Genomic DNA, 20,571 nt, shown 5'->3' on the forward strand with positions numbered 1-20,571 from the left:
AGCCCAAATACCCCACCGCTTTTACCCCTTAATCACCAAAATCAATAGTACTACCGGGCGCGTTCCACTCCTCATATTATCCGCATCATAAACCCAGTCTCCCGTGGAGTGCTCCATGCCCGTCCAAGCCTTGTTCAAACCCTTCCAGCTCGGTGCACTGCAACTGTCGACCCGCGTGGTCATGGCGCCGATGACCCGCTCGTTTTCTCCGGGTGGTGTACCTAATTCCAACGTCATCGAATACTACCGTCGCCGTGCGGCCGCTGGCGTGGGCTTGATCATCACTGAAGGCACCGTGGTCGGTCACCAGGCCTCTAATGGCTACCCGAATGTCCCGCATTTCTACGGTGAAGCGGCCCTGGCCGGGTGGAAGAAAGTGGTCGATGCCGTGCACGCCGAAGGCGGCAAGATTGTCCCTCAGTTGTGGCATGTCGGCAGCGTGCGCCGTATCGGCACTGAGCCTGATGCCAGCGTGCCGGCCTATGGTCCGATGGAGAAACTCAAGGACGGCAACGTGGTGGTCCATGGCATGACCGCCCAGGACATCAAGGACGTGATCAACGCTTTCGCCCAAGCCGCCAAAGACGCTCAAAGCATCGGCATGGACGGCGTGGAAATCCATGGCGCCCACGGTTATCTGGTCGATCAGTTCTTCTGGGAAGGCAGCAACCAGCGTACCGACGAGTACGGCGGTAGCCTGGCCAACCGCTCGCGTTTTGCCATCGAGCTGATCCAGGCTACGCGCGCCGCTGTCGGCCCGAACTTCCCGATCATCTTCCGTTTCTCCCAGTGGAAGCAGCAGGACTACACCGCGCGTCTGGTACAAACCCCTGAGGCGTTGGGTGAATTCCTCAAGCCGCTGTCCGACGCCGGCGTGGATATTTTCCACTGCTCAACCCGACGTTTCTGGGAGCCGGAATTCGAAGGTTCCGACCTCAATCTGGCCGGTTGGGCGCGCCAACTCACCGGCAAACCAACTATTACCGTGGGCAGTGTCGGCCTGGATGGCGAGTTCCTGCAGTTTATGGTCAACACCGACAAAGTCGCGCAGCCGGCCAGCCTTGAGAAACTGCTGGAGCGCCTGAACAACGACGAGTTTGATCTGGTTGCCGTAGGTCGTGCGTTGTTGGTTGACCCGGATTGGGCCGTGAAGGTGCGTGAAGGACGTGAGGGTGACATCCTGCCATTCAGTCGTGAGGCGTTGACGACTCTGGTGTAAGTGGCGTCAGGGCGGGCTCCAGGTGCCCGTCCTCGCACACACCGCGCAACTGGCGTTCGAACTGCTCGATAATCGCTGGCCAACCCTGGCGACTGGCATGTTGGCGAGCATTCAGGCGGGCCCTGCGCAACGTTTCGCGTTCTTCCAGCAGCCAGATGGCTGCATCGCAAAACGCCTCTTCATCCCCCGGCATCGCCAGTGCGCCGCTATAGCCGTGCCGCAGGTGCTGGCTTGCGGCTGCCTGGTCGTACGCCACCACACCAAGGCCTGAGGCCATGGCTTCCAGCACTACATTGCCGAAGGTCTCCGTCAGGCTGGGAAACAGAAACAGGTCTCCCGACGCGTAATGCCGTGCCAACTCTTCACCGCGTTGGGTGCCGCAGAATACTGCTTCGGGCAGGTCGTGCTCCAGCAGTGCCCGTTGCGGGCCATCCCCGACGACAATCAGCTTCATTGGGCGGGATGGGTACGTTTTCTGTAGCGCATCAAAGCAGCGCTTGAGCAGCCCGAGGTTTTTCTCCTGGGCCAGGCGGCCAACGTGCAGCACAGCGATATCGTCGTTCTCTAAACCCCAGCTTTCACGCAGTGCATTGTCACGCTTGGTCGGGTGGAATAACTGGCTGTCGACACCCCGCGACAACATTCCCAGGCGCTCGAAATGCCGACGCTCCAACTCCAGGCGTTGGCTGGCGCTGGGCACCAGGGTCAACGTCGAACGGTTGTGAAACCAGCGCAGGTAATGCGTGACCATTCGGCTGAGCAGGCTCAAGCCGTACTGGTTCGAATACTGTTGGAAATTGGTGTGAAAGCCGCTGACCACACTGATGCCCAGGCGCCGTGCTGCACGCAGTGCCGACAAGCCCAGCGGGCCTTCAGTGGCGATGTAGAGCACATCCGGGCGTTGGCGTGTCCAGCGGCGCAGCAACTTGTGCATCGACGACTGACCCCACTGCAGGCCCGGATAACCCGGCAGTGGCCAGCCGCGGCACAGCAGGAGTTCGTCGTCGCTGAGCCGGCTCTGATCGACGCCTTGGCGTGGGCGTACCAGTTCGACTTGATGGCCGCGCGCGCGCAAACCCTCGCACAGGCGACCAAGGGTATTGGCCACCCCGTTGATCTCTGGCGGGAAGGTTTCGGTGATGAGGGTGATATGAAGCGAGGCTGTCGTCATGACCCACAGTGTCCGTGTGGGCCATGTCGCCATTGTGTCATCCAGATGATGGATTTATGACTTGGTGACCTTGGGGTTCGCCATCGCCTCGGCGCCTTGCTCGCGCACCCAGAACAAGGTGGCGCCAGCCACCGCCGCGGGCATCATCAGCAGGTTGACCACCGGCACCAGCAATACCAGATAGACGATGCCGCCAAAGCTCATGCTCTGCCAGCGTTTCTGGCGCAGCCAGGCGAGCATTTCGTTCCAGCCTAGTTTGTGGTTGTCGGCCGGGTAGTCGATGTATTGGATTGCCATCATCCATACGCCAAACAGCAGCCACAACGGCGCGGCGATCAGGTTGACCACGGGAATAAACGAAAGGATAAACAGGCCGATCGCCCGTGGCAGGAAGTAGCCGAGCTTGCGCATTTCTCGGGCCAGGGTGCGGGGGACCATGGCGATCAACTCGCCCCAACTGAAGGCCGGGAAGTCATCGGTACCGCGCACCACCACTTCTACCTTCTCTGAGAGAAAGCCATTGAACGGCGCCGCGATGATATTGGCGAGCATGGTGAAGGTGAAAAACACCATCAGCACCACCAACACTACAAAGAGCGGCCATAGCAGGTAATTCAAAAAGCTCAGCCAACTCGGCAGCGTCGGCATTAAGTGCTCGACCCACAAGCTGAACTGGTGGCCGGCGAAGTAAATCAATCCGACGAACAGCACCAGGTTGATCATCAGCGGCAGCAGCACAAACAGGCGTAGGCCAGGGCTCAACACCAGTTTGAGGCCTTCACGCAGGTATTGCGGGCCGGAAAGAACAGGGGCAGGCATGGAGAACTCCGAGCAGGATGACGAACGCGCCGACCTTACCGACTTTGTATCCGAGGTGAAAGCGGCGACATCAACAGTAACAAACGCCTCGATTAGCTGGGCTGACAGCATAGAGACCGCCTATGAGCTGGATTGTTAAACCGTATTTCCTTAATCTTGCCCCCCTCTATACGCTGCACCCATTATTTTTAGGATCTGCGAGTTAAAGCCTTCCCCAAGTGCTTCGCAGTCCTTTTTTATTCCAGCCGCCTTGTAGTCCGGGCGGTCGATAGGAGTGAGTCATGTCTGATACCCGTCATTCGCGAGTGATTATTCTCGGTTCCGGCCCTGCCGGTTACAGCGCTGCTGTCTATGCTGCCCGGGCCAACCTCAAGCCGCTGCTGATCACCGGCATGCAGGCGGGCGGTCAGTTGACCACCACCACGGAAGTCGACAACTGGCCTGGCGACGTCCACGGCCTGACTGGCCCGGTGCTGATGGAGCGTATGAAAGAACACGCCGAGCGCTTTGAAACCGAGATCGTTTTTGATCACATCAACCAAGTCGACTTCTCGAAAAAGCCTTACAGCCTGACCGGCGACAGCGGCGTTTACACCTGTGACGCGCTGATCATCGCCACTGGCGCCAGCGCCCGTTACCTGGGCCTGCCATCGGAAGAAGCGTTCATGGGCAAGGGCGTTTCAGCCTGCGCGACCTGCGACGGTTTCTTCTACCGCAACAAGCCGGTCGCTGTAGTCGGCGGCGGTAACACTGCCGTTGAAGAGGCGCTGTACCTGGCCAATATCGCCAGCACCGTGACCCTGGTTCACCGCCGCGAGACTTTCCGCGCCGAGAAGATCCTGATCGACAAGCTGCACGCCCGTGTCGCTGAAGGCAAGATCATCCTCAAGCTCAACGCCACCCTGGACGAAGTCCTGGGCGACAACATGGGCGTGACCGGTGCTCGCCTGAAAAACAACGACGGCAGCTTCGACGAGCTGAAAGTCGACGGCGTGTTCATCGCCATCGGCCACACTCCGAACACCTCGTTGTTCGAAGGCGTGCTGGAAGCCAAAGATGGTTATCTGGTGGTGCAGGGCGGCCGTGAAGGCAATGCGACTGCCACCAATATCGAAGGCATCTTTGCTGCCGGTGATGTGGCTGACCACGTGTACCGCCAGGCCATTACCTCGGCTGGTGCCGGTTGCATGGCAGCACTGGATGCCGAGCGTTACCTCGACGGTTTGAAGGACGCTTCGTTCTAAATCGTTGGAATAAAAAAACCGGCTGCGAGGCCGGTTTTTTTATGAGTGCAATTTAAATGTGGGAGGGGCAAGTTCCCTCCCACATTTTGATCCGCGTCTGACTCAGGATTTGCGGGTCAGGGGCTGCGCGGTGAATTTCACACCGGCCAACCCATGGGCAATCAACGCCCGAATATTGCCGTGGTCGCTGCCCTCAGGCGTCGCCACCACCGAGCGGTAATGTTCACCAAACGCTAGCAGCGCTTCTTGGTCGCTCAAGCCTTCCAGCACCGCCAAGCCCAAGGTCTTGCACGACCCTTCATTCTGCCCGGCCGCGTTTTCCACGGTGCCATTGGTGAAGGCCTGCGGTTGGTAATCGTAACCGGCCGCGACAAATGCCAGGGTGTCGGCAAAGACGTGTTCGCCGCTGTTGAGGTTGGCGCGCAGGGTGTTCAAATCAGTCATGGGTTTTTCCTTTGGCGAACGCTGCCTGTTGGTCAGCGCTGGCTTCTTTCTGGTATTGGGCTTTCCACTCGGCGTACGGCATGCCGTACACCACTTCACGAGCGTCATCGAGGCTCAGCTCGATCTGGCGCTCGTCGGCCTCGGCCTTGTACCACTTGGACAGGCAATTACGGCAGAAACCGGAGAGGTTCATCAGGTCGATGTTCTGTACATCCTTGCGGCTGTCCAGATGTGCTACCAGCCGGCGAAAAGCGGCGGCTTCGAGTTCGAGGCGTTGTTGATCGTTCATAGGGTCCACTTCAATGTCAGCGGCTGGCCGCCAGGGTAATCGAAACCGATTCGGCAAAGCGCAGCGCATGGGGCTTATCCACTTCGACCTCGGCGTACAGCACCGATTCATTGCTCATCACCAGGTCCAGCAATTCCTGGGTCAGGCGTTCCAGCAGCGCGAAGCGGTTGCCTTCCACGTGGGCGATGATCGCCTTGGTGATGGTGCGGTAGTTCAACGCGTGGTCAATATCGTTGTCGCGCACGGCGTCCTGGGCGGCGTACAGGATGGTCAGGTTGATCAGCACATCCTGCTTGTTGAGGATTTCGTCCTCATTGATACCGATGAAGGTACGCAGACACAGGTCCTTGACCCGGATGCGTGCCATGCCTGGTTGAAGTTGTGGCATTGCTACTTGCTCCGTCCAATCAGTTGCAGGAACTCCATGCGCGTGGTGTTCGACTCGCGGAACGCGCCGAGCATCACCGAGGTGTTCATGGTTGAATTCTGTTTTTCCACGCCGCGCATCATCATGCACATGTGCTTGGCTTCGATCACCACGGCCACGCCGGCGGCCTGGGTCACGTCCTGGATCGCGTCGGCGATCTGCCGCGTGAGGTTTTCCTGGATCTGCAGGCGCCGGGCGAACATGTCGACAATACGCGCCAGTTTCGACAGGCCGAGCACCTTGCCGGTCGGAATATAGGCCACGTGGGCCTTGCCGATAAAGGGCAGCAGGTGATGTTCGCACAGCGAGTACAACTCGATGTCCTTGAGGATCACCATCTCGTCGTTGTCGGAGGCGAACAGTGCACCGTTGACGATTTCTTCGAGGTTCTGCTCATAGCCATGACACAGATACTGCATGGCCTTGGCGGCGCGCTTGGGGGTGTCGAGCAAGCCCTCGCGTTCCGGGTCTTCGCCCAGGTTCTTGAGGATCTCGCGGTAATGGTGGGGCAGGGATAAGGTCATACAACATCCTCACAAACGGCTTACTTGATATGCCGCCCGCCGTTGACGGTCAGGGTGGTACCGGTGACATAGGGGTTGTCCAGCAGGTAGCGCACGCTCTGGTAAATCACCTCGGGTCCTGGCTCGATGCCCAGGGCTGATTTGGCCAACACCCGAGTGCGATAGGCCGCGTCGTCGTCTTCGTTGAACATCACCATCGCCGGGGCGATGCCGTTGACTTTGATCAGCGGCGCGAACTGTGCGGCAAACGACAGCGTAAGGCTGTCGAGCCCGGCCTTGGTGGCGCAGTAGGCGATGTGCTGGCGGCTGCCCTTGCGCACCACGTCATCGCTGATATGCACGATATCGGCAGGTGAAGAGCGTTGCAGCAAGGTCGAACAATGCAGGTTGATCAGGTACGGCGCAAGCATGTGTACGCTGAACATATCGGTAAACGCGCGGCTTTCGTCGCCCGGCGTTTCCGCGACCCAGGCCGAGGCGTTGTGGATGATCGCGCGCAGGCTTTGGGTGTGGGTACTCAGTTCAGCGATAAACGCCAGGATCCCAGCTTCGTTGGAGAAGTCGGCAAACACACCGATCGCGCCACGCTCGCGCAGGGCCTGTACGCCGGGGCGTTCGCTGCGGTAGCTGAAAATCACCGGTTGGCCCTCGTCCAGCAGGCGCTGGGCGCAATGCAGGCCGACACGTTGGCCGGCGCCGGTGATCAGGATCGGGGCGTTCTTTGCAGTCATGGGAGGCTCGCGTCGCTGGCAGGCGCAAATCATACCAGCGACGGGTCGCCCCTGTACTCACGCCGCCGCTTCGGTGGCCTTGCGCGGTGCAGGCGTGGGATGCAGCCAGTTCGCCAGCAGGTGTGTGGACAGCGGAATGAACCAGTAAACCATCAGAGGCGTGAGTGCCATCGTGCTGACCAGTACGCGGGGCACCAGGTCGAGCCCATTGAGCAATGGCCCCAAGACAAAGTTGAACAGCAGCGACACCGGGAAAAACGCCAGCCAGATTGCCACGGCCTGCTTCCAGCGCGGCGGACGGGCACCCGCGGCACCAAACCAGCCATCGATGCCGCGCACACGGTGCTCGGAGGGGTCGGCAAACAAATCGCTGCCGCGGCTAAGCCAGGCACAACGGGAGGCGGAGAATTCCCAGGCATGCAGTGTTTTTTCGTCGGCGAAGCGGAAAATGATCTGGAATTCGTCATCGTTGGGCGGCGGTGCAAGTACGCCGGAGCCCAGATAACCGGGGAAGTCGGTAGCCAATTGCTCGCCTTCGCGCAGCCAGGCCATCAATTCTTCGTAGCGCCCTTTGGCGACGCGGCGCGCAACCATCAAGGTGACGGGAGAGGTAGACATTGTGTATCTCCAAATGTACGGGTGCGCTGATCCGGGTAGGTGGCGCACAAACGAAGCTGCGGGGTGTTGCAGCGACGTAGAAAAAACAGGCAAGGATTATTCCGGTTTTGCCGAAATACGCCAGCGACATTGGTCCGAAAAGTACACACCTTGAAAAAGAGGAGTCTATAGGCGTTAAATGACCGCCCAATTACCGCTGGTTTGTTGGTCTTGAATGCCAGTGATTACTGCTCCTGCTGACAGCATTTCGCATCTGGATTCGCCTGATTGCGCTGAGCTTTTTCCAATTCGTGATGTATCAAGATTGACAGGCGTCAACCCGGTCACCTTGCGTGCATGGGAGCGTCGTTACGGCCTGATCCAGCCCATCCGCACCGAAAGTGGGCACCGCCTCTACTCCAAGGCCGATATTGAGACGGTCAATCGCATTCTTGGTTGGATTGAGCGTGGCGTGGCGGTGAGCAAGGTCGGCAAGATTCTCGCCCGCGACGATCAGCAGGCCGAAGCGATTCGCGCTGAGCGCGACTCAGTCGAGGAAAGCGAATTGCCGCAATGGCGGGCGAGGCTGTTGCTGGCGGTCAAGGCCTTTGACGACCGTCAGTTGGAAAGCCTGTATGGCCAGATTCTCGCTACCTATCCCCTCAACGTGGCGTTCCAAGAGATCCTGATGCCTCTCTGGAACGAGCTCTTGCGCCACCAGGGGCGTTTTGGTCAAGCCAGCGAATGGCTGTTTTTCGACGCCTTCTTGCGTATCCATGCCTTTCAGCGCCTGCAAGCGGCCACACTGTCGCCTGCGCCTCGGGTATTGCTGTCAGCCATACCCGGCGAATGCCGCAAACTGGAGTTGCTGGTGGCGGCGCTGTTGATGAGCAGCGATGACCTGGTCGTGAAGGTGCTGGGGATGGGGCAGCCGTTTGATGAGCTGACCCTCGTATGTGAAAAGACTCATCCCCAGGCGCTGATCATCTTCTCCAACCACTCCCATAACGTTGATCTGGCTGGCCGCCTCAACCGTTTGGCGTTGACCCTTGATTGCCCGTTATTTCTTGCTGGCGCAGTGTCGGACCTGGCGCAGAGCGCGCTGGCAGGTTCTTCCATCGGTTGTCTGGGCAGCGAAGGGCGCCAGATGCAACGCCGCTTGCAGCAGTTCCTCAGCGGTAACCTGGATACCTGAACTCAGGCGTGCATCTGCGGGTGCACCAGGCGGTGCTGATGCAGGATGAACTGGCGCAGGCGTTCGATTTCATCCGCATCGCTTTGACTGAGGCGATAGGCAAACAAACCCCGCGCGGTTTCCCTCTCAAAGGCGCCGCGCAGGGCAATGCGCTCATAGCCGGAAGGGCTGAACCAAAGGGAAAAGGTTTTTGGTGGTTTGATCCGGCCACGAATCTCCACCAGCACGCCCTTGAATGACACCTCATGCACCCACAGCGCACTTGCGGTGCCCTTGATGTTCTCCAGGGCCACCGGAGCTTCAAGTGCAAGGCGCCAGGCGCGGATCACCGGACCGTCTTCAAAAATACTCGGCACACCCAGACGCAGATGCACTGCATTGAACTCATCCTCCACCAATTGGAGGGGAAAGGTCAGTTGCTGGTTGTCGAACTGCGCTTGGATGGTGACATGGTCGTGGGCGGCCAGGCGGGTGAGCAAGTCGCGAATCTGCGCACCGCCGTTGACGGTCAGGCTCGACGACGCATCCCGCAGATTAAGTTGCGGGTTGTGTTGCATGTTCTGAATGAAATCCAGCTCATCCTTGGTCAGAAGCGCATCGCGTTGCATTGTGCTTGCTCAATAGAGGGGCATTAAAGTGCCATTATCCGCTCATATGGCCGTATTTTCTAAATTTTGTTCAATCCATTTGTCGACTTGAACGCGGCCAGTTCGGCTTTGACTTGGGCCAGTTCGCTTTCTAATTGCTCGACACGCTGCTGGGCCTTGACCTGGAGCGTGACGTCTTTTTGTACGCCGATAAAATAGGTTTGCTTATCAGCCGTGTTGAACACCGTTGAAAGCGACAGTTCGTTCCAGAAATGGCTGCCGTCCTTACGGTAATTGCGCAGGGTTTCCCGGCACGAACCACCCTTCGCCAAAGCATCCCGAATCACCGTCAGCGCTGGCTGATCACGGTCGCCCGACTGCAGGAAGCGGCAGTCCTGATAGAGGATTTCGTCCAGTGTGTAGCCGGTCATCCGTTCGAAGGCCGGGTTCACATAAATCAGGGGCTTTTCATCGCCTTCGCGTTCGGCGACCACGATGCCTTCGTTGGAAGCGTCGATCACCATCTGCATCAGCTTGGCGTTAATCATTGAGCGGTCCGTGGCGTGTTGTTGGAATGGGCAGTTTATGGCAAGTCGTGAATCTTGCACGGTGCGCCCCGAAATATTTGCGTCGCTGTTAATATCCCAGGCTTTCGCTCAACTACAGGATCAGATTGATGAAAGTCGCCATCCTTTCCGGCTCGGTCTACGGCACGGCTGAAGAAGTCGCCCGCCACGCCGCCGGCATCCTCAAAGACGCTGGTTTTGAAGCCTGGCACAACCCGCGCGCGACCCTGGCGGATGTGCAGGCGTTTGCCCCTGAGGCGTTTCTGGCGGTGACTTCGACCACCGGCATGGGTGAATTGCCCGATAACCTGCAACCGTTGTATTCGACGATTCGCGACCAACTGCCTTCGGCCTGGCGCGGTTTGCCCGGTGCGGTGATTGGTTTGGGCGACGCCAGCTATGGCGACACCTTTTGTGGTGGCGGTGAGCAAATGCGCGAGCTGTTTGGCGAGTTGGGCGTGCGCGAAGTACTGCCCATGTTGCGCCTGGACGCCAGCGAGAGCGTGACGCCGGAAGCAGATGCCGAGCCGTGGTTGGCAGAATTGGTCACTGCACTGCGCGCTTGATTGAGCGGTTCCAGCGGTTTTCAGTCCCTTTATTGACGGCGTCTCTTTGACGCCGTTTGTATAGATCTAAACTATTCTCATAGCTGACTCGTACGGTCATCAAGCTGGCTGCGAAGGCAACTCCGTCCGCCAGGGCGTCTGACTAGACTGGCCCATCACTCGAAAAATAATAAGAAGTGCGCCAAGGAGGTCGTTACCGTGAGCCTAGCCCCTGTTGTGCCGCCACAGAATGTCAAAGATCAGGTCAGTGCTGCCGAGTGGCAAGTTCGTGTCGACCTGGCGGCCTGCTATCGCCTGGTGGCGCTGCATGGCTGGGACGACCTGATCTTCACCCACATCTCGGCCAAGGTGCCCGGCACCGATGATTTCCTGATCAACCCCTACGGTCTGATGTTCCACGAGATCACTGCGTCGAGCCTGGTCAAGGTCGACCAGGCCGGCAACAAGCTGATGGACAGCCCCTACGAGATCAACCCGGCGGGCTACACGATCCACAGCGCCATTCATGAAGTTCGCCACGATGTCACCTGCGTGCTGCATACCCACACTGCCGCCGGTGTGGCGGTGGCGGCACAGAAACAGGGCGTGCTGCCGATCAGCCAGCAATCGATCTTCGTGCTGTCGAGCCTGGCCTATCACGCCTATGAAGGCGTCGCGCTGAACCACGAGGAAAAGGCCCGCCTGCAAGCCGACCTTGGCGACAATAATTTCTTGATGCTGCACAACCATGGCCTGCTCACCTGTGGCAGTACCATCGCCGACACGTTCCTGATGATGTTCACCTTTCAGCGCGCCTGCGATATCCAGGTGCTGGCGCAAAACGGCGGCGCTGAATTGATCGCCATTGGTCCGCAGATTCTTGCGGGCGCCAAAGCCATGGTCGCTGCTGTCACCAAGAGCGCTCAAGGTATGGGGGGCGCGCTGGCCTGGCCGGCGTTGCTGCGCAAATTGGATGCTCAAGATCCTGGGTATAGAAGCTGATGCCACTTGCCGAGATCCCGCTCAGAGCCTGGCGCAAACGCAGCCAGAGTTTCGAATTTCACGGACGCACCATCCGTTACTGGGTGTCGGGGCAGGGCGAACCGTTGCTGCTGATCCATGGCTTTCCCACCGCCAGTTGGGACTGGCATTACCTGTGGCAACCCCTGGCCCAGCACAACTTGGTCATCGCCTGCGACATGCTCGGTTTCGGCGATTCAGCCAAGCCTCTGGACCATGGCTACTGCCTGCTGGAACAGGCGGATTTGCAACAGGCTTTGCTGGAGCATCTGCGGGTGGATCAGCCGGTGCACGTGCTGGCCCACGACTACGGTGACAGCGTCGCTCAGGAACTGTTGGCCCGGCACTATGAAGGCCGATTCAAGATGGCCAGTTGTGTGTTTCTCAACGGCGGGCTGTTCCCGGAAACCCATCGCCCGGCGCTGGTGCAAAAACTCCTGCTCAGCCCGCTGGGCTGGATGATCGGCCGCGCATTCGGGCGCAATGCCCTGGCCGACAGCTTCGGCCAGATCTTCGGCCCCAACACTCGCCCCAGCGAAAGCGCACTGGACGATTTCTGGAGCCTGATCGACTGCAACGATGGCACGCGCATCCTGCACAAGCTGATCGCCTACATTCCCCAGCGTCGGCGCCTGCGTGATCGCTGGGTGGCGGCGATGCAGCAGGGTGACGTGCCATTGCGAGTGATCGACGGCGAGATCGACCCGATCTCCGGTATCCATATGGTGGAGCGTTACCACCAATTGGTGCCCCATGCCGACACGGTGTTACTGGCCAACATCGGCCACTACCCGCAGATTGAAGCGCCGGTGCAGGTGCTCAAGCATTACCAGGCGTTTCGTGATCGGATTGGGCAGGTTGAAACCCGCGTGGCTTATTCCTGAGCCTTAGGATCATCCCTCTGCCTTATCGAGCACCATTCAGCCTTGGCTGTCTTTATTGTGACCGGCAGCCCTGTGCCTGACACTCGACCCATTCCCATTGTCGCCATTGGAGTTCGGTATGAGTGAGTCAGTGCAGTTCCAGGATAAGGTCGTGATCGTCACCGGTGCCGGCGGCGGATTGGGCCGGGCCCATGCGCTGTTGTTCGCTAAACATGGGGCCAAGGTGCTGGTCAACGATCTCGGCGGTTCCACCCAAGGCGAAGGCGCCAGTGCTTCGGCGGCCGACCGTGTAGTGGCCGAGATCCGCGAGGCGGGTGGTATTGCGGAAGCCAACCACGACTCTGTCACCGATGGTGACAAGATTGTGCAAAACGCCCTCGACGCTTTTGGCCGCATCGACGTAGTGGTCAATAACGCCGGCATCCTGCGCGACAAAACGTTCCACAAAATGGAAGACGCCGACTGGGACCTGGTTTACCGGGTGCATGTCGAAGGCGCCTACAAAGTCACCCGCGCCGCCTGGCCCCATCTGCGTGAGCAAGGCTATGGCCGGGTGATCTTCACCGCGTCCACTTCGGGCATCTACGGCAACTTCGGCCAGTCCAACTACGGCATGGCCAAGCTCGGCCTGTACGGCTTGACCCGTACCCTGGCGCTGGAGGGGCGCAAGAACAACATCCTGGTCAACGCCATCGCCCCAACTGGCGCCACGCGCATGACCGAAGGCCTGATCCCGCCGCAAGTGTTCGAGCGCCTCAAGCCGGAATTGGTCAGCCCGCTGGTGGTGTACCTGGGCAGCGAAGCGTGCCAGGAAACTTCTGGGTTGTTTGAAGTGGGCGGTGGCTGGATTGGCAAGACCCGCTGGGAGCGCAGCCTGGGTGTGGGCTTTGATCCCGAAGCCGGTTTTTCACCGGACGATGTGGCGGCGCACTGGCAGCAGATCTGCGATTTCGAAGGGGCGGCTCATCCCAAGGACAACATCGAGGCCTTGAAGGAGATGATGGCCAACTTGCAGAAGTACAGCCTGTGATCATTGCTTGAAAAAGTTTGAATCTTACGGGGCGCTGATGGCGCCCCGTTTTATTTCAGGCAAAAAAAAGCCGCTGCAAACGCAGCGGCTGAAGTAAGACGTTGGATCAAGGAGCGACAAATCAACGTCAGTGAACACCGGTAACAGATTGAATAAAGACATCAATCCATTTGAGTCTGGCTTTTCTTCCGTTTGGGGAAGCGGGCCGTTTGCCCTGAAAGCCCGGCAAGAATAGTCGTTTGCGACAAGATGAGTAATAGCGCTTCGGGACAAGGACTGTTGTAAAAACTGCAACAGTCTTGACGCTCGCCATCCATGGCCCTGATAACCCGCCATCCACACGGTTCATGCCCCCGCCCAGACCCAGGCCAGAGCGCCCGGTAATCCTTTCGAGCGACAACACGAATCCCTCCTTGGTGCGCTTATCGCTCCTGATGTGCGGCAGTAGGGTGGGGCCTTCTGTCACTCACCGGGGAAGACGCATGACAAAAACAACAATGCGCGCCATCTTCACGCCACAGGCGCTGGCCGCTGCGGTTGCCTTGGGTTGCTGTGCCCAGGCTCAGGCTGTTTCGTTCAATATTGGCGAGATCGAAGGGCAATTCGATTCGTCGTTGTCGGTGGGTTCGAGTTGGGGCATGCGTGATGCCGATAAAAAACTCGTGGGTACCGTCAATGGCGGCACGGGCCAGGCTTCCACGGGGGATGACGGACGGCTCAATTTCAAGAAGGGCGAGACCTTCTCGAAAATCTTCAAGGGCCTGCACGACCTTGAACTCAAGTACGGCGACACCGGTGTGTTCGTGCGCGGCAAGTACTGGTACGACTTTGAGCTCAAGGACGAAGACCGCGAGTTCAAGCAGATCAGCGACCACAACCGCAAGGAAGGCGCCAAGTCCAGCGGTGCGCAGATCCTCGATGCGTTCGTCTATCACAACTACTCCCTGGGCGACCTGCCGGGCACCGTACGCGCCGGTAAGCAGGTGGTCAGTTGGGGTGAAAGTACCTTCATCGGCAACTCCATCAACAGCATCAACCCGATTGACGTGTCGGCGTTCCGCCGCCCGGGTGCCGAGATCAAGGAAGGCCTGATCCCGGTGAACATGCTGTTTGCGTCCCAGAGCCTGACCAACCAACTGACCGTAGAAGGGTTTTATCAGTTGGAGTGGGACCAGACCGTGCTGGATAACTGCGGCACCTTCTTTGGCGGTGACGTGGCGGCGGATGGTTGCACCGGTAACTACACAGTAGGCAGCCCTGGGATCGCGCCGCTGCAATCGATTGCGGCAAACCGCGGCCAGGGTTTTGTGGTGACGCGCGAGGGTGTGGTGGTACAGCGTGCGGGCGACCGTGATGCGCGGGACTCCGGTCAGTTTGGGGCGGCTTTGCGTTGGCTGGGTGACGACACCGAGTACGGTTTGTATTTCATGAATTACCACAGCCGCACACCCACTGTAGGCACCATCACCAACAACACCACACTGCAAACCATCGGTGGCATTGCCGCCGCCGCTGGAGGTTTCGGGCAGGCCCTCGCCCAGAGCACCATGCTCGGCCGTGGCCAGTATTACCTCGACTACCCGGAAGACATCCGCCTGTTCGGCGCGAGTTTCTCCACTACCTTGCCCACCGGCACGGCGTGGACCGGGGAAATCAGCTACCGGCCCAATGCCCCGGTGCAGTTGAATACCACCGACCTGACATTGGCCTTGCTTAACCCAATCGCCGGCCAATTGGCCTCACCCATCCGCAGCAATTTCGGCAGCGACAACAAAGGCTACCGCCGCAAGGAAATCACCCAGATCCAAAGCACCATGACCCAGTTCTTTGACCAAGTCCTCGGCGCCGAACGCCTGACTTTGGTGGGCGAAGCGGCCGTGGTGCACGTGGCTGGCCTGGAGGACAAATCCAAACTGCGTTACGGCCGCGATTCGGTCTACGGCGCTTACGGTTTCGAGGGTGACACCGACGGTTTCGTCACCTCCACCTCTTGGGGCTACCGCGCGCGGGCGATCCTTGACTACAACAACGCCATTTTCGGGGTGAACCTCAAGCCCAACCTGTCCTGGTCCCATGACGTGGCTGGCTATGGGCCCAACGGGATCTTCAACAAGGGCGCCAAGGCGATCAGCGTCGGTGTGGATGCGGACTACCGCAGCACCTACACCGCCAGCCTCAGCTACACCGATTTCTTTGGTGGCGACTACAACACCCTGACCGACCGCGACTTCCTCGCCCTCAGCTTCGGCGTGAACTTCTGATTTGGCTTAAAGAAGGACAAGAACTTATGCGTAAGACAATTGCAGTGTTGGCCCTGAGTCTGTTGGCTGCTCACGTAATGGCGGCGGTGTCGCCGGAAGAAGCGGCCAAGCTGGGCACCACCCTCACGCCGGTCGGTGCCGAAAAAGCCGGCAACGCTGACGGCTCGATCCCGGCCTGGACTGGCGGTATCCCGAAAAACGCTGGCGCGGTGGACAGCAAAGGCTTCCTGGCCGACCCGTTCGCCAATGAAAAACCGCTGTTTGTCATCACCGCCGCCACCGTCGACAAGTACAAAGACAAACTCTCCGACGGCCAGGTGGCGATGTTCAAACGCTACCCCGAGACCTACAAGATTCCGGTATACCCGAGCCACCGTACGGTCAACTTACCGGCGGACATCTACGAATCGATCAAGCGCAGCGCACTGAACGTCAAGGCTATCAACGACGGCAACGGCCTGGAAAACTTCACCGGCAACCGCTACTACGCGTTCCCGATTCCCAAGAATGGCGTGGAGGTGCTGTGGAACCACATCACCCGTTACCACGGCGGTAACCTGCGCCGCATCATCACCCAGGCCACTCCGCAGACCAATGGCAGCTACACGCCGATCCGCTTCGAAGAAGAAGTGGCGGTGCCTCAAGCGATCCCGGATATCGACGCGGCCAAGGCGGCCAACGTGTTGAGCTTCTTCAAGCAATCGGTCACCGCCCCAGCGCGCCTGGCGGGCAACGTGCTGCTGGTGCATGAAACCCTCGACCAGGTGAAAGAACCGCGCCTGGCCTGGATCTACAACGCCGGCCAGCGCCGTGTGCGCCGTGCTCCGCAGGTGTCCTATGACGGGCCGGGCACCGCGTCCGACGGCCTGCGTACCACCGACAACTTCGACATGTTCTCCGGGGCCCCCGACCGCTACGACTGGAAGCTGGTGGGCAAGAAAGAGATGTACATCCCCTATAACAGCTACAAGCTCGATTCGCCGAGCCTCAAGTACGACGACATCATCAAGGCTGGTCACATCAACCAGGACCTGACCCGCTACGAACTGCACCGCGTGTGGGAAGTGGTCGGCACGGTCAAACCGAGCGAGCGGCACATCTACGCCAAGCGGCACATGTACATCGACGAAGACAGCTGGCAAGTCGCGCTGGTGGATCACTACGACGGTCGTGGCCAACTGTGGCGCGTCGCCGAAGGTCATGCGCAGTTCTACTACGACCACCAGGTGCCGGCCTACACGGTCGAAACCCTGTACGACATCATTGCCGGGCGCTACATCGCACTGGGCATGAAGAACGAGGAGAAGAGCAGCTTCGTGTTCGGCTTCGCGGCCAAGGCAGCGGACTACACTCCGGCAGCCTTGAGGGCTGAAGGCGTGCGCTGATCCCGGATCGAAGCGGGGTCAAAATGTGGGAGGGGCTTGCCCCCGATGAGGGAGTATCAGTCACTGGATTGGTTGACTGATACACCGCCATCGGGGGCAAGCCCCCTCCCACATTGGGTTCTGTGCATGGCCTTCAATCACCCTGCTGAATACTTCTTCAACAACCCCCCGCCACAGGACTAGGGTACGCATCACGTTGCATAACAATAAAAAAGCAGGATGCAGCAATGACCGCCATGACACGCTGCCTGGACCGTCCTGGATTCATGCCCCGGCTGTCCGCCCATCATTTGCTGCGCCCCCGCCTGGCCGAGCCTTTGCTGGGAGCACCGGTCAGGGTCAAGTTGTTATGCGCCCCCGGCGGCAGCGGCAAGAGCGCGTTACTCGCTGAATGCGCGTTGCAGGCGCCCATCGGTTGCCAGGTGTACTGGTTGCCGCTCAATGGCGCGTCGCTCAGCCCCCTCGATCTGTGCCAACGGCTGGCGCAAAACCTTGGCCTGACGTTTACCGACGAAGCCACATTGCTGCTGGACCTCAGCCGCTGGCAGGCCCAGGCATGGGTGTTCCTCGATGATTTCTGCCGCTTACCCACTCAAGACACCGACGCCTTGCTCGATCGCCTGCTCACCGCCAGCAGCCCGGCCCTGACCTGGTGGCTGGGCGCTCGACGGCGTCCGGCCTGTAATTGGCCTCGGCTGCTGCTCGACGATGAGTTACTTGAGTGCGGCGCCGAACTGGCATTTACCCCTGTGGAAATCCAGGCACTGCTCAGCCATGCGCCGGCCCAGTCCGTCGACAGCGTGCTGCAGTTCAGCGCGGGTTGGTGCGCGGGTGTGCGCATCGCCTTGCTGGGTGATGGTCATCCCGATAAGACGTTGCTCGACTACCTGCAACACGAACTGTTCAGCACGCTGCCGCCGGAGTTGGCCGAGGCTTGGCGGGTGCTGGCCCATCTGCCGCGCTTCAACACTGGCCTGTGCGAACACTTGTTCGGCGCTGGCGACGGTGGCCAGTACCTGCGGGATTTACACGCGCTGGGCGCATTTATCGAGCCGTGGGAAGACACCGACTGGTTGCAGGTTTTCCCGCCCCTGGCGCAACTGATGCACAACGAACCCTGGCCTGCCAGGCGCTCTTGGCATCGACGCGCTTGCCAGTGGTTTTGCACCGAGCAGGATTGGCAGGCCGCTTTTGAACAGGCGCTGCTGGCCGAAGAATATGAAATGGCAGTAAGTCTCTTGCAGCACTTCAGCTTTGAGGACCTGTTCCGCCAGCAGAACGCCGTCTTGCTGTTGCGCCTGCATGAGCAGCATGGCGATGAGCTGATGCTCGGCTCGGCGCAACTGGTGGGGTTGGTGACTGCTGCGCTCCTGTTCGCCGGGCGCTTCGAACAGGCGGCTGCGTGCATCGATCAGCTCGCTCGATTTGCCCCGCAACCCTCGGCGGCGCAACAGCGTTATTTACTGGCGCGCTGGCAGGCGCAGTGGGGCTGGTTGCTGCACCTGGGCGGCGATGCCGAGAGTTCCCGTCTGCATTTTCTTGAGGCCCTGCAAGCTTTGCCCGAGAGCGCCTGGACTTCGCGCCTGATGTGCCTGTCGGGGCTGACCCAACAAGCCTTGCTGCGCGGTGAACTGGACGCAGCCCAAGGCCTGAACCGCGAAGCGCTGTGCCTGGCGCGCGCCCATGGTTCGTTGGTGTTGGAGGCGTTGCTGGAGTTGGATCACGCGCAATTGCTGGAACAGCGTGGCGCGCCGTATCGGGCGCAAAGCCTGCTGGAAACGGTGCAGGCGATGTTGCTCAAGCAGCGGCTCAAGGCCGGGCCACTGGTTGGGCGCATCGCCTTGCGGCGCGGGCACTTGGCGCTGCGCCAGGGCCAGGACAGCTTGGCCGCCGACTGTTTCGAGACTGGCCTGAAGATGTGCCTGCACAGCCAGGACAAACGCGTGCTCTACGGGTTTCTCGGTCTGGCCTTGCTGGCCGCCAACCGGGGTGATTACGCCCAGGCCTTTGTGCAACTGCGCGAGGCCGAACGGCTGATGCAGCAGCGCCAGGTGCCGGACACGGTATACCGGGCGGTGCTGTTGTTGGTCAGTGGGCATTTCTGGTTGCAGCAAGGCCGCGCCGAATTGACCGTGGAAGCGGTGCGCCGTGTGCTGCGCCACTTCCGTGGCCCCCAGGCCAAACAGGCGCCACCGGCCACCCTGGAACTGATTCCACGCCTGGAATACCTGCTGGTGTTGGCGGAGGTGAAACTGGGCTGCGCCGATCAACCTGTGGCACGGCTCAACGCGTTGCTGGAAACCACCCATCAGCGCGGCATGCTCTGCCTGGAAACCGAGCTGCACCTGGTGCTGGGCGAAGTTGCTTGGCAACTGGGCGATGCTGCCTTGGCGCGCCGTTCGCTGCAAACCGGCCTGGAACTGGCCGGGCGTTGTCAGGTGCAACAAGCGATTCGTGAACTGCGTTTGCGCTCGCCGGGACTGTTGAGCGAGCTGGGCATGGAACCCCAGGCGTCAACCCCCGGCACGGTAGAAAACCCCTTGAGCCAGCGTGAATTGGAAGTGCTGCAACTGATCGCCCTGGGCAGCTCCAACCTGGAAATTGCCGACCGGCTGTTTATCTCCCTGCACACCGTCAAGACTCACGCGCGGCGCATCCACAGCAAGCTGGGCGTCGAGCGGCGAACTCAGGCGGTGGCCAAGGCCAAGACGTTGGGCTTGATGGTTTAAATGAACGCCTGACGGTAGTCGCCGGGCGTGGCACCCATGGCCTGGCGGAAGCGATGAGTGAAGTGACTGGCACTGGAAAAACCGCACAGCAAGGCAATCTCGCCCAAGGGCAGGGCACCGCTGCGCAGCAGGTGTTGCGCGCGGGTCAGCCGACGCGCCAGTAAGTACTGATGGGGCGGCAGGCCGAAGCTTTGGCGGAACATCCGCGCAAAATGGTATTCCGACAGCGCGCACAGGCCAGCCAGTTGCCCAAGGCTGATGGGGTCTTCCAGGTGCTGGTCGATGTAGTCCACCAACAGCCGTCGCTGGTACGCCGCTAAACCACCTTTCAAACGCAGGCCTTCGCGGGCGCCTACCTGGCTGAGCAGGGTGTGGCTGAGCATTTCATGGGCCAGGCTGCTGGTCAGCAGGCGTTCGGCGGGCTCCTGCCAGTTGAGCGCGATCAACTGGTGGAAGCGTCTGGCCTGGCTGTCGTCTTGCAGAAAGGTGCTTTCGCGCAGTTCCAGGGTGCGCGGTTCGCGGTCGAGCAGGGTGACGCAGCCGAGGGCAAATTGCTCTGGGCTGAAATACACGTGGGCCAGGCGGATTTCACCGTTGATCACCCACGCCGACTGATGCTCGGCGGGCAGGATACACAGCTTGTCGGGGCCGCCCTTGGTGCCCGGCTGGTCACGCCGAAAGGTGCCAGTGCCACCGCCGATGTAGCAGGATAAGGTGTGATGGCTTGGCGCCTGGTAGTCCTGGGAATCGTGATGGTTGCTCCACAAAGCTGCCGACAAGCCGTCACCTAGCTCGGCGCAGGCTTCAAGGCGTGCGTTGGGCGAGCGGTTAAGGGCTTGAAAGACTTGTAGGGATTCCAGATCTGACATGGTGTGTTCTCCGACGCCTTGCATCCTACTCCGCG

The 20,571-nt window shown here is 59.9% G+C and carries 23 protein-coding genes; 11 read left to right on the plus strand and 12 right to left on the minus strand.

Annotated features, from left to right (window positions below; translation table 11 throughout):
• Positions 1-115: 115 nt before the first annotated feature.
• Positions 116-1,219 (plus strand): NADH:flavin oxidoreductase, encoded by a 1,104-nt coding sequence (locus tag AB4N82_RS14730; RefSeq protein WP_032885598.1) that lies wholly within the window; start codon positions 116-118, stop codon positions 1,217-1,219.
• On the opposite strand, the gene AB4N82_RS14735 is transcribed toward AB4N82_RS14730, so the two are convergent.
• Together AB4N82_RS14735 and cysZ are read right to left on the minus strand one after the other, a co-directional pair.
• Positions 1,188-2,390: a glycosyltransferase family 4 protein gene (locus tag AB4N82_RS14735; RefSeq protein ID WP_032885599.1), complete on the minus strand. Its 1,203-nt coding sequence runs from the start codon at positions 2,388-2,390 to the stop codon at positions 1,188-1,190. The two genes, AB4N82_RS14730 and AB4N82_RS14735, sit on opposite strands and share 32 nt — an antisense overlap.
• A 54-nt stretch (positions 2,391-2,444) precedes the next feature.
• Positions 2,445-3,209, minus strand: a complete 765-nt coding sequence (gene cysZ / locus AB4N82_RS14740; RefSeq protein ID WP_032885600.1) for a sulfate transporter CysZ — start codon at positions 3,207-3,209, stop codon at positions 2,445-2,447.
• On the opposite strand from cysZ, the gene AB4N82_RS14745 reads away from it, so the two are divergent.
• Positions 3,208-3,348, plus strand: coding sequence for a hypothetical protein (locus AB4N82_RS14745; protein ID WP_163034891.1), 141 nt, complete (start codon positions 3,208-3,210; stop codon positions 3,346-3,348). The two genes, cysZ and AB4N82_RS14745, sit on opposite strands and share 2 nt — an antisense overlap.
• Before the next feature lie 142 nt (positions 3,349-3,490).
• Positions 3,491-4,453: a thioredoxin-disulfide reductase gene (trxB, locus tag AB4N82_RS14750; protein WP_010206474.1), complete on the plus strand. Its 963-nt coding sequence runs from the start codon at positions 3,491-3,493 to the stop codon at positions 4,451-4,453.
• 102 nt (positions 4,454-4,555) lie between these two features.
• Here trxB and AB4N82_RS14755 read toward each other — a convergent pair whose 3' ends face one another.
• Genes AB4N82_RS14755 through AB4N82_RS14780 form a run of 6 tightly spaced genes read right to left on the minus strand, consistent with a single transcriptional unit; the run spans position 4,556 to position 7,486 of the window.
• Positions 4,556-4,897, minus strand: a complete 342-nt coding sequence (locus AB4N82_RS14755; RefSeq protein ID WP_122763895.1) for a HopJ type III effector protein — start codon at positions 4,895-4,897, stop codon at positions 4,556-4,558.
• Positions 4,890-5,186: a DUF1244 domain-containing protein gene (locus tag AB4N82_RS14760; RefSeq protein ID WP_010206472.1), complete on the minus strand. Its 297-nt coding sequence runs from the start codon at positions 5,184-5,186 to the stop codon at positions 4,890-4,892. Before AB4N82_RS14760 ends, AB4N82_RS14755 begins: the two co-directional genes overlap by 8 nt.
• Positions 5,187-5,202: 16 nt before the next feature.
• Positions 5,203-5,574 (minus strand): dihydroneopterin triphosphate 2'-epimerase, encoded by a 372-nt coding sequence (folX, locus tag AB4N82_RS14765; protein WP_032857710.1) that lies wholly within the window; start codon positions 5,572-5,574, stop codon positions 5,203-5,205.
• 2 nt (positions 5,575-5,576) lie between these two features.
• The gene (folE, locus tag AB4N82_RS14770; RefSeq protein WP_032885602.1) at positions 5,577-6,137 is read right to left on the minus strand and encodes a GTP cyclohydrolase I FolE; all 561 of its coding nucleotides are present in this window, start codon (positions 6,135-6,137) and stop codon (positions 5,577-5,579) included.
• Between the two features lie 20 nt (positions 6,138-6,157).
• A complete protein-coding gene (gene folM / locus AB4N82_RS14775; protein ID WP_032885603.1) occupies positions 6,158-6,868 on the minus strand; it encodes a dihydromonapterin reductase in 711 nt (236 codons plus the stop codon).
• A gap of 57 nt (positions 6,869-6,925) precedes the next feature.
• Positions 6,926-7,486: an antibiotic biosynthesis monooxygenase gene (locus tag AB4N82_RS14780; RefSeq protein WP_032885604.1), complete on the minus strand. Its 561-nt coding sequence runs from the start codon at positions 7,484-7,486 to the stop codon at positions 6,926-6,928.
• A gap of 214 nt (positions 7,487-7,700) precedes the next feature.
• On the opposite strand from AB4N82_RS14780, the gene AB4N82_RS14785 reads away from it, so the two are divergent.
• Positions 7,701-8,660 carry a MerR family transcriptional regulator gene (locus AB4N82_RS14785; protein ID WP_032885605.1) on the plus strand — a complete coding sequence of 320 codons (960 nt, stop codon included), beginning with the start codon at positions 7,701-7,703 and terminating at the stop codon, positions 8,658-8,660.
• Positions 8,661-8,662: 2 nt separating this feature from the next.
• On the opposite strand, the gene AB4N82_RS14790 is transcribed toward AB4N82_RS14785, so the two are convergent.
• Both AB4N82_RS14790 and AB4N82_RS14795 read right to left on the minus strand, forming a co-directional pair.
• Positions 8,663-9,268, minus strand: coding sequence for a hypothetical protein (locus tag AB4N82_RS14790; protein WP_032885606.1), 606 nt, complete (start codon positions 9,266-9,268; stop codon positions 8,663-8,665).
• A gap of 59 nt (positions 9,269-9,327) precedes the next feature.
• A complete protein-coding gene (locus tag AB4N82_RS14795) occupies positions 9,328-9,795 on the minus strand; it encodes a PAS domain-containing protein (RefSeq protein ID WP_032885607.1) in 468 nt (155 codons plus the stop codon).
• Positions 9,796-9,923: 128 nt separating this feature from the next.
• On the opposite strand from AB4N82_RS14795, the gene AB4N82_RS14800 reads away from it, so the two are divergent.
• The 4 genes from AB4N82_RS14800 to AB4N82_RS14815 all read left to right on the plus strand — a co-directional run bounded on the left by AB4N82_RS14800 (position 9,924) and on the right by AB4N82_RS14815 (position 13,292).
• A complete protein-coding gene (locus tag AB4N82_RS14800; RefSeq protein ID WP_095186375.1) occupies positions 9,924-10,379 on the plus strand; it encodes a flavodoxin in 456 nt (151 codons plus the stop codon).
• Between the two features lie 198 nt (positions 10,380-10,577).
• Positions 10,578-11,360 carry a class II aldolase/adducin family protein gene (locus AB4N82_RS14805; RefSeq protein WP_460102041.1) on the plus strand — a complete coding sequence of 261 codons (783 nt, stop codon included), beginning with the start codon at positions 10,578-10,580 and terminating at the stop codon, positions 11,358-11,360.
• Entirely contained in the window at positions 11,360-12,262 is a 903-nt protein-coding gene (locus AB4N82_RS14810) for an alpha/beta fold hydrolase (RefSeq protein ID WP_122755877.1), read from the plus strand. The genes AB4N82_RS14805 and AB4N82_RS14810 overlap by 1 nt, the downstream gene beginning before the upstream one ends.
• A gap of 118 nt (positions 12,263-12,380) precedes the next feature.
• Entirely contained in the window at positions 12,381-13,292 is a 912-nt protein-coding gene (locus AB4N82_RS14815) for an SDR family oxidoreductase (RefSeq protein WP_032885611.1), read from the plus strand.
• Between the two features lie 127 nt (positions 13,293-13,419).
• On the opposite strand, the gene AB4N82_RS14820 is transcribed toward AB4N82_RS14815, so the two are convergent.
• Positions 13,420-13,695 carry a hypothetical protein gene (locus AB4N82_RS14820; protein ID WP_163034890.1) on the minus strand — a complete coding sequence of 92 codons (276 nt, stop codon included), beginning with the start codon at positions 13,693-13,695 and terminating at the stop codon, positions 13,420-13,422.
• A gap of 79 nt (positions 13,696-13,774) precedes the next feature.
• Between AB4N82_RS14820 and AB4N82_RS14825 the strand changes: the two genes are divergently transcribed.
• The 3 genes from AB4N82_RS14825 to AB4N82_RS14835 all read left to right on the plus strand — a co-directional run bounded on the left by AB4N82_RS14825 (position 13,775) and on the right by AB4N82_RS14835 (position 19,667).
• Entirely contained in the window at positions 13,775-15,553 is a 1,779-nt protein-coding gene (locus tag AB4N82_RS14825) for a DUF1302 domain-containing protein (protein ID WP_032885612.1), read from the plus strand.
• Between the two features lie 26 nt (positions 15,554-15,579).
• On the plus strand, positions 15,580-16,938 hold the full coding sequence (locus AB4N82_RS14830) for a DUF1329 domain-containing protein (RefSeq protein WP_032885613.1): 1,359 nt from the start codon (positions 15,580-15,582) through the stop codon (positions 16,936-16,938).
• Between the two features lie 227 nt (positions 16,939-17,165).
• Complete coding sequence (locus tag AB4N82_RS14835; RefSeq protein ID WP_122763893.1) at positions 17,166-19,667, plus strand: LuxR C-terminal-related transcriptional regulator; 2,502 nt, start codon at positions 17,166-17,168, stop codon at positions 19,665-19,667.
• Here AB4N82_RS14835 and AB4N82_RS14840 read toward each other — a convergent pair.
• Complete coding sequence (locus tag AB4N82_RS14840; protein WP_032885615.1) at positions 19,664-20,536, minus strand: helix-turn-helix domain-containing protein; 873 nt, start codon at positions 20,534-20,536, stop codon at positions 19,664-19,666. The genes AB4N82_RS14835 and AB4N82_RS14840 overlap by 4 nt on opposite strands.
• Positions 20,537-20,571 lie beyond the last annotated feature (35 nt).

This window comes from Pseudomonas sp. H1_D04 (genome assembly GCF_054683855.1).